This window comes from Ramlibacter sp. G4-7, assembly GCF_057784995.1.
In genome coordinates, this window is the sequence record NZ_JBYNTT010000003.1 from 204945 (window position 1) to 216070 (window position 11126).

Here is an 11126-nt window from a genome sequence, read left to right on the forward strand (position 1 = left end):
GGGCGATGATTCCCGCCCGATGAGCGAAGAAGCCGCCGAGTCCACGCTATCCACCTTCACCGCCAGCGACGGCGACAACCTCGCGGTGCAGGACTGGTATTTGCCCGAAGGCGTGCGCCAGCGTGGCGTGGTGCTCGTGGTGCACGGCCTCGGCGAGCATGCGGGGCGCTACGACGAACTCGCGCGCGTGCTCAATGGCTGGGGCTTCGCGGTGCGCAGCTATGACCAGTACGGCCACGGCGAGTCCGACGGCATCCGCGGCGGCCTGCCCCATGCCAACCGGCTGCTGGACGACCTGGCCGACCTGGTGGAAAGCACGCGCGTGCGCAACCCGGGCCTGCCGCTGATCGTGATCGGCCACAGCCTGGGCGGCCTGGTCGCGGCGAGCTTCGTCGCGCGCACGCTGCACGCCGTCGACGGCCTGGTGCTGTCCTCGCCGGCGCTCGCATTGCGCCTGGGGCCGGTGCAGCGCCTGCTGATGGCCATCGTTCCCCGCATCGCACCCAACCTCACCGTGGGCAACGGCCTGGACCCGCAGTACCTCTCGCACGACCGCCGCGTGGTGCAGGGCTACCTGAACGATCCGCGCGTGCACGACCGGATTTCCGGACGGCTGGCGCTGTTCATGGAGGAGGAGCAGGCGCTGGTGCGCTCGCGCTCGCCCTCCTGGAACGTGCCGACGCTGCTGATGTACGCGGGCGACGACCGCCTGGTGGACCCCGCCGGCAGCGAGATGTTCGGCGCCACGGCGGCCCGCGAGTTCGTGCAGGTGCGCCGCTTCGACGGCCTGTACCACGAGATCTTCAACGAGCAGGACGCCCAGCCGGTGTACCACTGCCTGCGGCAGTGGCTGGACGCGCGGTTCTGAGGTCCCCACACGACCTAGCGCCTGCGTAGGGTGGTGGTGAGCGAAGCGAACCCCACCGACCCATCCCCATCACCCCCGCAGCGTCAGCACCGCCAACGCCGCCAGCGGCGCCGTCTCGGCCCGCAGCACGCGCGGCCCCAGGTGCACTGGCGTCCATCCGCGCGCGATCGCCGCTTCTTCCTCGGGCGGTGACAGCCCGCCTTCCGGGCCGCTCAGGAGCGTGAGCGCCGACGGCATCGGCACTTGCCCGATGGCTTGCGTGCCTGCGGCGAGCGAGAGCATCCAGCCGGCTTGCGGTTGCGCGGCCAGCCAGCCGGCCAGGGCCTGCACCCCGTGCACGGGCGGCACGCGGTTGCGCCCGCACTGCTCGCAGGCCGCGATGGCGATGGCCTGCCAGTGCGCCTGCTTCTTCTGCGCGCGGTCCCCCGCCAGCCGCAGCACGCTGCGCTCGCTCACGAGCGGCTGGATCGAGGCCACGCCCAGTTCGGTCGCCTTCTCCACCAGCCAGTCCATGCGCTCGTTGGCCGGCATGGCAAGGGCCAGGTGCACGGCCACCGCGGTCTCCCGCTCCACCGCGTGATGGGCGCCGACCTGCACGCGCACCTCGCTGCGGCCCATGTGTTCCACGAGCGCCTCGTACTCGCCTCCGCGGCCGTCGAACAGCGTCAGCGGATCGCCGGGCTGCAGCCGCAGCACCTGCACGTGGCGCGCCGCCCCGGCAGGCAGCGACAGCGACACGCCGGTCGCCAGGGGCTCGCCGCAGTGCAGCCGCGGCACGGGCTCAGACGCGCCCGAAGGCGTAACCCGACACGGCCTGGCTGCCCTCGACCTCGTCGATCAGGCGCGCCAGGGGCGCCAACTCGCGGTAACGGGCCGCGGTGGCGCGGATGTAGCCGATGAAGCGCGGCGCATCGGCCAGGTACTTGGGCTTGCCGTCGCGCAGCGTCAGCCGCGCGAAGATGCCGGCCACCTTCAGGTGGCGCTGCAACCCCATCCACTCGACGGCCCGGTAGAACTCGCCGAAGTCGGCGTCCACCGGCAGGCCCGCCTTCTGCGCCTTCTGCCAGTAGCGCACGGTGATGTCCAGCACGAACTCCTCGTCCCAGCTCAGGAAGGCATCGCGCATGAGGCAGGCGATGTCGTAGGTGACGGGGCCGTACACCGCGTCCTGGAAGTCGAGCACGCCGAGCCGGGGTTCGGCGGCATCGCGCGGAATCATCAGGTTGCGCGGCATGAAGTCGCGGTGCACGTACACGCTGGGGGAGGCGAGGTTGCGCGCCATGATCAGCTTGAACTGCGCATCCAGCGTCGCGCGCTGGGCGGCCGTCAGCGCGAGGCCGCGGTGCTGCTGCAGGTACCAGTCCGGGAACAGCGCCAGCTCGCGCGCCAGCAGCGCCTCGTCGTATGCCGGCAGCACGCCGGGCTTGGACGCTGCCTGCCAGTCCACCAGCGCATCCACGGCGCGCAGGTAAAGCGCGTGCGTGGCCGGGGTGGGCTCGGCATCGACCACTTCGATCATGGTCTGCGAGCCCAGGTCGTCCAGCAGCATGAATCCCTGCGGCGCGTCCCAGGCCAGCACGCGCGGCACGTTCAGCCCGGCCTGCGCCATGAGCTGCGCGACCTTGACGAAGGGCGCGCAGTCTTCGCGCTCGGGGGGCGCGTCCATGATGATGTAACTGCCGTCACGTCCATCGACACGCAGGTAACGGCGAAAGCTCGCATCGGCCGAAGCGGGCCGGACCGTGGCGGCCTGCAACCCGTGGGCAGGCGCGACGCCGGCCAGCCAGGCGTGGAAGGCGGCTTCGCGCCCGGGGTCGCTCCAGGCGACGCCTGCTTGCGTGGGGGCAGGCTTTGCTTGCGCGGGGGCAGGCTCGGAGGGGTTGGGCACGGAATCGCTCATGGATAATCGATTCTACAAATCCAACGTGGCGCGCCCGCGGGCAGCCCGGGTCCGAACCCCGATGCATCACCCAAGAAACAAGGCGTCCCTCGCGCGCTTCGCCCTGAGCCCGGTCGCGGTCGTGACGGCTTCGCTCCTGCAGCCGCTGGCCGCGCAGGCGCAGGCACAAGCGCAGTCGCCGGCTGCCACGTCGCCGCGCGTGCGCCCAGCACCCGTGCTGCGCGAGACGTTGACGCCCGCCGAGCGCTCGCAGCTGCCGACCTTCGTCGAGGGCGATCGCATCCAGGGCCGTCCCGACCTCGAAACCGTCGTGGAAGGCAATGCGGAGTTGCGCCGCGGCGACACCGTCATCCGCGCGCGCCGCCTGGAATACAACCAGGGCACGGACAAGGCGCGTGCCGAGGGCGACGTCCACATCAACAAGGCGGGCAACATCTTCGAAGGCCCGCTGCTGGAGCTGGAAGTCGACGCCTTCCACGGCTTCTTCAACGAGCCGCGCTACCGCTTCCTGCGCAACGACGCCTACGGCGAGGCGAGCCGGGTCGACTTCATCGACGACCAGCGCGCGGTGATCCGCAACGCCACCTACACGACCTGCCAGCGCCGGCCGGGCCCGGCGTGGATGCCGGACTGGATCCTGCGCGCGGCCTCCATCAGCCTGGACGAGGAAGAGGAAGTGGGGCATGCGGAAGGCTCGGTGCTCAGCTTCAAGGGCGTGCCGATCCTGCCGGTGCCTTCCATCAGCTTTCCCCTGAGCGACAAGCGCAAGTCGGGGGTGCTGCCGCCCACCATCGGCCTGGACAACCGCAGCGGCCTGGAAGTCACCCTCCCGTACTACTGGAACATCGCGCCGAACCGCGACGCCACGCTGTTCCCGACGCTGATGACGCGCCGCGGCCTGGACCTGGGGGGCGAGTTCCGCTACCTCGAACCGGGCTACAACGGCCTGGTCCGTGCGCACGTCCTGCCCAGCGACCGCCTGCGCAACGGCCTGGACCGTTGGGGCTTCACGGCGCAGCACGCGCAGCCGCAAGTGGCGCTGCCGCTGCTGGGTGTTTCCGGCCTCAACGTGAACCTCAACCGGGTCAGCGACGACAACTACTGGCGCGATTTTTCGCGCAGTTCCGCCTCGCTGACACAGCGCCTGCTGGTCAACGAGGGCACGCTCGGATGGTCCTGGGCCGGCGCGAGCTTCAGCGGGCGCGTGCAGAAGTGGCAGACCCTGCAGGACCCGGACAGCCCCATCGTGCCGCCGTACGACCGCGCGCCGCAGCTCACGGGGCGCTGGACGCGCAACAACGCCTGGGGCGGCCTGGACACCTACGTCGAGGGCGACTACACGCACTTTACGCACAGCATCGATCCGCTGGTGCGCAATGCCTTTCCCACCACCCCGGAGGTGAACCAGCCGGACGGCCAGCGCAGCTACCTCGTCGCGCAGGTCAGCCGGCCGTGGCAGGCACCGGGCTGGTTCGTGATCCCCAAGGCGCAGGTGCATTCGCGCTACTACGCCTTCGACACGCCGCTGACCACGGGCGAGAAGAACGCGCAGGTCACCGTCCCCACCTTCAGCCTGGACAGCGGCCTGGTGCTCGAGCGCGAGACCAACATCTTCGGCCGCCACTACGTGCAGACCCTGGAGCCGCGCGCCTTCTACGTCTACTCGCCGTTTCGCGACCAGAACCGGCTGCCCACCTACGACACGGCGCAGGTGGACTTCAACTTCGCCACCATCTACACCGAGAACCAGTACGGCGGGCACGACCGCATCGCCGACAACAACCTGCTCACGCTGGGGGTGAACACGCGCTTCCTCGATCCGGCGACGGGCGCCGAGGCGGCCAAGTTCGGCATCGCGCAGCGCCTGCGCTTTTCGGACCAGGACGTGGTGCTGCCGGGCCAGCCGCCGGTGAACGAGCGCCTGTCCGATGTCCTCTTCGGCGCCTCGGCCAGCTTCCTGCCGAAGTGGAGCGCCGACGGGCTGCTGCAATACAACTACAAGAGCCGGGAGTCGATCCGTTCCACCTTCGGCGTGCGCTACAGCCCGGGCAACTACCGCGTGGTCTCGGCCGCCTACCGCCGCACCCAGGGCCAGAGCGAGCAGATCGACATCGGCTGGCAGTGGCCGCTGAACGACCTCTGGGGCGACAAGGGCCAGAACCTCGGGCCCGGGCTGGGCGAGGGCGAGGGCCGCTGGTACAGCGTGGGCCGCCTGAACTACAGCCTGCGCGACAGCCGGCTCGTCGACGGCATCGTCGGCCTGGAATACGATGGCGGCTGCTGGATCGGGCGCATCGTCCTGGAGCGGATGCAGGCCGGCACCGATGTCAACAAGCGCGTGCTGTTCCAGCTGGAGTTCGTCGGCTTCAGCAAGCTCGGCTCGAACGCGTTGCAGACCCTGAAGCAGAATATCCCCCGGTACCAGTTCCTGCGCGAGCGCTCGACGACGCCCAGCCGCTACAGCAATTACGACTAGAGATCCAAGCACGATGACTCCACGTTCCCTGGCACTTGCGCTCGCGTGCGCCGGCTTCGCGGCCGCCCTGGCCCTACCGGCGGTGGCGCAAGGCTTCCGCGTCACGCCGCAGCTCGGCGCCCGCCCGGCGCCGCGGGCCGACGCCGGCCCGCTGTCGGCGGACTACATCGTGGCGGTGGTGAATTCGGAGCCGATCACCAACAACGAGGTGCGCCGGCGCCTGCAGCGGTACGAGCAGCAGCTCGCCGCCCAGGGCTCGCCCGTGCCGCCGCGCGCGCAGCTCGCGCGCGACGTGCTGGATCGCCTCATCACCGAGAAGGCGCAGCTGCAGGTCGCGCGCGAAACCGGCGTGCGCGTCGACGAGGCGGTGGTGGACCAGGCCGAGGCCTCGGTCGCGCGCCAGAACAGCGTCGACGTGGCGGAGCTGCGCCGCCGCGTGCAGGCGGATGGCCTGTCGCAGGCACAGTTCCGCGAGGACCTGCGCAACCAGATCCTGCTGCAGCGCCTGCGCGAGCGCGAGCTGCAGGCGCGGGTGAAGATCACCGAACTCGACATCGACCAGTACCTGCGCGAGCAGGGCCCCGGGGGCGACCCGGCGCTCACCGAGATGAACCTCGCGCACATCCTGGTGGCCGTGCCCGAAGGCGCCAGCGCGCAGCAGGTGCAGCAGGCCCAGGCGAAGGCGGAGCAACTGCTGCAGCGCGCCCGCGCCGGCGAGGACTTCGGCAAGCTCGCGCGCGAGAACTCCGACGCTGCCGGCGCCGCGCAGAACGCGGGCGTGGTGGGCGCCCGCACCGCCGACCGCCTGCCCGGCCTGTTCGTGGACGCCGTGCGCGACCTGAAGGAAGGCGGCGTCAGCAACGTGCTGCGATCGGCCGCCGGCTTCCACATCGTCAAGCTGCTGGAGCGGCGCGAGATGGGCAAGACCGGCATCACCGTCACCCAGAGCCATGCGCGCCACATCCTCCTGCGCCCGAGCGCGCAGATGAGCGAAGCCCAGGCACGCCAGCGGCTGGCCGACTACAAGCGCCGCATCCAGGCGGGCCAAGCGGATTTCGCGGCGATCGCGCGCGACAACTCGCAGGACGCCAGCGCCCGCAACGGCGGCGACCTGGGCTGGGCCAGCCCCGGCATGTTCGTGCCGGAGTTCGAGGAAGTGCTGGACGCGCTGACCCCCGGGCAGATCGCCGACCCGATCACCTCGCGCTTCGGCGTGCACCTGATCCAGCTGCTGGAGCGGCGCCAGTCGCAGCTCAGTCCCAAGGAGCAGCGCGAGGTGGTGCGCAACCTGCTGCGCGAAAAGCGCATGGACGAGGCCTACGTGCGCTGGGCCCAGGACGTCCGGGGCCGCGCGTACGTGGAGCTGCGCGAGCCGCCGCAATAGTCCGGCCTGTCGTGAAGCACATCGCGCGCAAGCGCTTCGGCCAGCATTTCCTGGCCGATCAGGCCATCATCGACGCGATCGTGCGCGAGATCGCGCCGCGGCCCGGACAGGCCATGGTGGAGATCGGCCCGGGGCTGGCGGCGCTGACGCAGCCGCTGGTCGAACGCGTGGGCCAGCTCACGGTGGTCGAACTCGATCGCGACCTGGCTGCACGGCTGCGCCAGCACGGACAGCTCAAGGTGGTCGAGTCGGACGTGCTGAAGGTGGACTTCGCCGCGCTGGCGGCCGAACTCGGCGTGGCGAAGCTGCGCGTGGTCGGCAACCTGCCGTACAACATCTCCACCCCCATCCTGTTCCACCTGCTGCCGTTCGTGGCGGTGGTGGAGGACCAGCACTTCATGCTGCAAAAGGAAGTGGTGGACCGCATGGTGGCCGCGCCGGCGACGGCGGACTACGGGCGGCTGTCGGTGATGCTGCAGTGGCGCTACGCCATGGAGAACGTGTTGCACGTCCCGCCCGAAGCCTTCGATCCGCCGCCCAAGGTGGACAGCGCGGTGGTCCGCATGGTGCCGCGGACCCACCCGGTGCCCGTGGATCCCGGCTTGCTGGAGCAGTTGGTGCAGGTGTCCTTCAGCCAGCGCCGCAAGCTCCTGCGCCACACCCTGGGCCGGTGGCTGGAGCAAAAGGGCTTCGCCGGGACCTTCGACGTGCAGCGGCGGGCGGAGGAGGTGCCGGTGGCGGAGTACCTGGCGCTGTGCGTCCAACTGACGCAGAACCACGCCGGCTGGTGAACGGCGTGAGGGGATGAAAAAAAGCCCCGCATCGCGGGGCTTTTTCTTTGGAGACGCTGCGTCGGTTACGCGGCCGCCAGCCAATACCCCGCATTGAACGGGCTGCTCATGCGCAGCGCCAGCGGGGACACGTCCAGGAGCTTGTCCGTGGGCATCTTCTCGCCGTCGTTGGCCACCGGCTGCTGCACCGGCTCGACCTGGCCTTCGGCCAGGTCGCCCTTGCCGGCCTGCGCGGAGCGCGCGACCGAGAAGGAGTAGAAGCAGCGGAACGGCACCTTGCGGTCCGCCCAGTAGTCGGCGGTGTCGCGGAAGATGTCCAGCAGCTGCTCGCGCGCTTCCTTGTCGAACTTGCCGTTGGCCGGGATGTGCTCCAGGACCACCAGGAAGCCGGGCTGCGGGCCCGATTTGTGCAGGGGATCCGTCATGCAGTCGTACAGCGCGTCGAAGTTCTTCCCGAAGTGCGAGGGAAAGGTGAACTGCTGGGCGATCATGTCCAGCACGTCCTGCTTGCTCTGCGCCGTCGCCAGGTTGGCGTAGAGGAAGTGGTGGCCGAGCCGGGTGGCGCTCTCCTGCAGGTCCTGCACGCGGAAGGCGCGGATCGACTGCACGATGTTGCTGCGCACGCCCTTCAGGGGCGTTTCGGATACATCAGGACGAAGTGGTCGTTGGTCCATCTCCGTTTCTTTCTCGGTAGTCAAAAACAGGTCCCGCTTCATTTTTGGGTTCAGTCGACGATCTTGCGAAAACTGGCGTAGTGGTCAGCGGTGTAATAACAGGCGTGCGGCGTCCGGGGCGGACCTCCGCACACGATGCGCCGGGCGCCCCGGTCGCGGGATCCAGGCGTCAGGACGGTGTATTCGCGGTAGTAGCCGCGCTTCTCGGTCGGGAGCTGCCGCTCCCGGTTGCCGAACACCGTGCCGTCCTTGTCATGCGGGAACGGTCCGCCCTGGCGGATCTGTTCGTAGGTCTCCCGGCCCTGGCGCGGCAGCTCGGTGACATGCACCGTCGCCACCGTTCCTTCGGCCGGCCAGCCCTTCCAGTCCCAGGCGTGGGCCAGGGATGCGCCGCTGATGGCGGCGGCTGCCATGAGGCTAGTCAGCACTAACTTGACTGCCCGCAATGGAGCCATGGACGGACCTTCTTCGGAGATCTTCAAGGGACGCCACCCGGGTCCCGAAGGCCCCGAGTCTTTGCTCATCCCCGGGTTAACCCGGAAACTTCAAGCCCGGTAGTGTGACAGTTGCGGCCCTCCAGCGCAAGCCGACGCCCAAATTTTGGGCAGGGGGCAAGGCCTTTGGCCGCCGGCGGCAGGACTAAGAAGTTAGTCCTAGCTCGCCGACTGGGCCTTAGCGCGCCGCGTTGGCGTCCGCGACGGTCAGGGCCGTCATGTTGACGATGCGCCGCACCGTGGCACTGGCCGTCAGGATGTGCACCGGTTTGGCCGCGCCCAGGAGCACCGGGCCGACGGCGATGTTGCCGCCGGCGGCCGTCTTCAACAGGTTGTAGGAAATGTTGGCGGCGTCGATGTTCGGCAGCACCAGCAGGTTGGCGTCGCCGGCCAGCGTGCTGTGCGGCATGATGTTCGCCCGCTGCTGGCCGTCCAGGGCCACGTCGCCGTGCATCTCGCCGTCGACCTCCAGCCACGGGGCCTGGTCGCGCAGCAGCTCCAGGGTGTCGCGCATCTTGATGGCGCTGGGCTGGCTGCTGCTGCCGAAGTTGGAGTGGCTCAGCAGCGCGACCTTGGGCTTCAGCCCGAAACGCAGCATCTCCTCGGCCGCCATCACGGTGATCTCGGCCAGCTGCTCCGCCGTCGGGTCGTAGTTGACGTGCGTGTCCACCAGGAAGACCTGGCGGTTGGGCAGCATCAGCCCGTTCATGGCCGCGTAGACCTTGCAGCCGGCGCGCTTGCCGATCACCTGGTCGATGTAGCGCAGGTGGATGTCGGTGGTGCCCCAGGTGCCGCAGATCATGCCGTCGACCTGGTCCTTGTGCAGCAGCATCGCGCCGATGAGGGTCAGGCGGCGGCGCATCTCGATCTTGGCCATCTGCACCGTGACGCCCTTGCGGTCCGTCATGCGGTGGTAGGTCTGCCAGAAGTCCCGGTAGCGCTCGTCGTACTCGGTGTTGACGACGTCGTAGTCGCGGCCTTCCTGCAGGCGCAGGCCGAACTTCTCGACACGCTCGGCGATGATCCGGGAGCGGCCGATCAGCGTCGGGCGGGCCACGCCTTCGTCGGACACGACCTGCGCGGCGCGCAGCACGCGCTCTTCCTCGCCCTCGCAGAAGGCCACCCGCTTCTTCGCCGCCGTCTTTGCCAGCGCGAAGATCGGCTTCATGGTCGTCCCCGAGGCGTAGACGAAGGTCTGCAGCTTCTCCCGGTAGGCGTCCATGTCGGCGATCGGCCGCAGCGCCACGCCGCTGTCCGCCGCTGCCTTGGCCACCGCCGGCGCGATCTTGATCATCAGGCGCGGGTCGAAGGGCTTGGGGATCAGGTATTCCGGACCGAAGGACAGCTGCTGGCCGGCATAGGCCGCGGCCACCACTTCGCTTTGCTCCGCCTGCGCCAGTTCGGCCAGCGCGTACACGGCCGCGATCTCCATTTCGTCGGTGATCGTGGTGGCGCCCGAGTCGAGCGCGCCGCGGAAGATGTAGGGGAACACCAGGACGTTGTTGACCTGGTTGGGGTAGTCGGTGCGGCCGGTGGCGATGATGCAGTCGGCCCGCGCCGCCTTGGCGTCCTCCGGGCTGATCTCCGGATTCGGGTTGGCCAGGGCCAGGATCAGCGGGTTGGCCGCCATCTTCTTGACCATGTCGGGCGTGAGCACGCCGCCGGCGGACAGGCCCAGGAACACGTCGGCATCCTCCATCACGTCGGTGAGGGTGCGCGCCGGGGTGTTCTGCGCGAACTGGATCTTGTCCTCGTCCATCAGCTCCTTGCGGCCTTCGTAGACCACCCCGGCCAGGTCGGTGACGAAGATGTTCTTGCGCGGGATGCCCAGCTTCACCAGCAGGCCCAGGCAGGCGAGCGCGGCGGCGCCGGCGCCGGAAGTGACCAGCTTGACGGTCTTCAGGTCCTTGCCGACCACTTTCAGGCCGTTCAGGATGGCTGCCGCCACGGTGATGGCCGTGCCGTGCTGGTCGTCGTGGAAGACCGGGATCTTCATGCGCTCGCGCAGCTTGCGCTCGACATAGAAGCAGTCCGGCGCCTTGATGTCCTCGAGGTTGATGCCGCCGAAGGTGGGCTCCAGGGCGGCGATCACGTCGACCAGCTTGTCCAGGTTGTCCTTCTCGGCGATCTCGATGTCGAACACGTCGATGCCGGCGAACTTCTTGAACAGGACGCCCTTGCCCTCCATCACCGGCTTGGCCGCCAGCGGGCCGATGTCGCCCAGGCCCAGCACGGCCGTGCCGTTGGTGATCACGGCGACCAGGTTGCCCCGCGCGGTATAGCGAAAGGCCGCGGTCGGGTCCTTGACGATCTCCTCGCAAGGAGCGGCGACGCCCGGCGAGTAAGCGAGCGCCAGGTCGTGCTGGTTGATCAGCTGCTTGGTCGCGGCGATCTGCACCTTGCCGGGTGTCGGAAACTCGTGGTACTCGAGCGCGGCCTGGCGCAGCTCCGCGCGCTTGTCGGATTTCGCCGGGGGCTTACTGGACATGAGTGCGTCTCCTGGGCGCGGCCAACGGCTGGCGCGCCTTCTTTCGGGGGA

Annotated in this window: 8 protein-coding genes and 1 pseudogene; 4 read left to right on the forward strand and 5 right to left on the reverse strand. The window is 69.2% G+C overall.

Annotated elements, in window-relative coordinates:
* Nucleotides 1-19: 19 nt before the first annotated feature.
* Nucleotides 20-868 (forward strand): alpha/beta hydrolase, encoded by an 849-nt coding sequence (locus AC3EGR_RS05905; protein WP_488545516.1) that lies wholly within the window; start codon nt 20-22, stop codon nt 866-868.
* 69 nt (nt 869-937) lie between these two features.
* Here the strand turns inward: AC3EGR_RS05905 and AC3EGR_RS05910 are convergent, their stop codons facing one another.
* A complete protein-coding gene (locus AC3EGR_RS05910; protein ID WP_488545517.1) occupies nt 938-1645 on the reverse strand; it encodes a 16S rRNA (uracil(1498)-N(3))-methyltransferase in 708 nt (235 codons plus the stop codon).
* Nucleotides 1646-1649: 4 nt separating this feature from the next.
* Complete coding sequence (locus tag AC3EGR_RS05915; RefSeq protein ID WP_488545518.1) at nt 1650-2768, reverse strand: aminoglycoside phosphotransferase family protein; 1119 nt, start codon at nt 2766-2768, stop codon at nt 1650-1652.
* A gap of 61 nt (nt 2769-2829) precedes the next feature.
* On the opposite strand from AC3EGR_RS05915, the gene AC3EGR_RS05920 reads away from it, so the two are divergent.
* From AC3EGR_RS05920 to rsmA, 3 genes are read left to right on the forward strand one after another with little or no spacing between them, the layout of a single operon-like run.
* The gene (locus tag AC3EGR_RS05920; protein WP_488545519.1) at nt 2830-5244 is read left to right on the forward strand and encodes an LPS-assembly protein LptD; all 2415 of its coding nucleotides are present in this window, start codon (nt 2830-2832) and stop codon (nt 5242-5244) included.
* A gap of 13 nt (nt 5245-5257) precedes the next feature.
* Nucleotides 5258-6628, forward strand: coding sequence for a peptidylprolyl isomerase (locus tag AC3EGR_RS05925; protein WP_488545520.1), 1371 nt, complete (start codon nt 5258-5260; stop codon nt 6626-6628).
* An 11-nt stretch (nt 6629-6639) separates the two neighbouring features.
* The gene (gene rsmA / locus AC3EGR_RS05930; protein ID WP_488545521.1) at nt 6640-7419 is read left to right on the forward strand and encodes a 16S rRNA (adenine(1518)-N(6)/adenine(1519)-N(6))-dimethyltransferase RsmA; all 780 of its coding nucleotides are present in this window, start codon (nt 6640-6642) and stop codon (nt 7417-7419) included.
* 248 nt (nt 7420-7667) lie between these two features.
* Here rsmA and AC3EGR_RS05935 read toward each other — a convergent pair.
* From AC3EGR_RS05935 to AC3EGR_RS05945, 3 genes and pseudogenes are all read right to left on the reverse strand, one after another.
* A pseudogene (locus AC3EGR_RS05935) lies at nt 7668-8093 on the reverse strand (barstar family protein); the annotation flags it as partial.
* A gap of 50 nt (nt 8094-8143) precedes the next feature.
* Nucleotides 8144-8506 carry a guanyl-specific ribonuclease gene (locus AC3EGR_RS05940; protein ID WP_488545522.1) on the reverse strand — a complete coding sequence of 121 codons (363 nt, stop codon included), beginning with the start codon at nt 8504-8506 and terminating at the stop codon, nt 8144-8146.
* A gap of 259 nt (nt 8507-8765) precedes the next feature.
* Nucleotides 8766-11075, reverse strand: coding sequence for an NADP-dependent malic enzyme (locus AC3EGR_RS05945; RefSeq protein ID WP_488545523.1), 2310 nt, complete (start codon nt 11073-11075; stop codon nt 8766-8768).
* Between the last annotated feature and the right edge of the window lie 51 nt (nt 11076-11126).

Excerpts from the sequence above, each read along its gene's own strand:
- AC3EGR_RS05905 (WP_488545516.1), top strand. The coding sequence starts at position 20 with ATGAGCGAAGAAGCCGCCGAGTCCACGCTATCCACCTTCACCGCCAGC.
- AC3EGR_RS05915 (WP_488545518.1), bottom strand. The coding sequence starts at position 2,768 with ATGAGCGATTCCGTGCCCAACCCCTCCGAGCCTGCCCCCGCGCAAGCA.
- AC3EGR_RS05920 (WP_488545519.1), top strand. The coding sequence starts at position 2,830 with ATGCATCACCCAAGAAACAAGGCGTCCCTCGCGCGCTTCGCCCTGAGC.
- AC3EGR_RS05925 (WP_488545520.1), top strand. The coding sequence starts at position 5,258 with ATGACTCCACGTTCCCTGGCACTTGCGCTCGCGTGCGCCGGCTTCGCG.
- AC3EGR_RS05940 (WP_488545522.1), bottom strand. The coding sequence starts at position 8,506 with ATGGCAGCCGCCGCCATCAGCGGCGCATCCCTGGCCCACGCCTGGGAC.
- AC3EGR_RS05945 (WP_488545523.1), bottom strand. The coding sequence starts at position 11,075 with ATGTCCAGTAAGCCCCCGGCGAAATCCGACAAGCGCGCGGAGCTGCGC.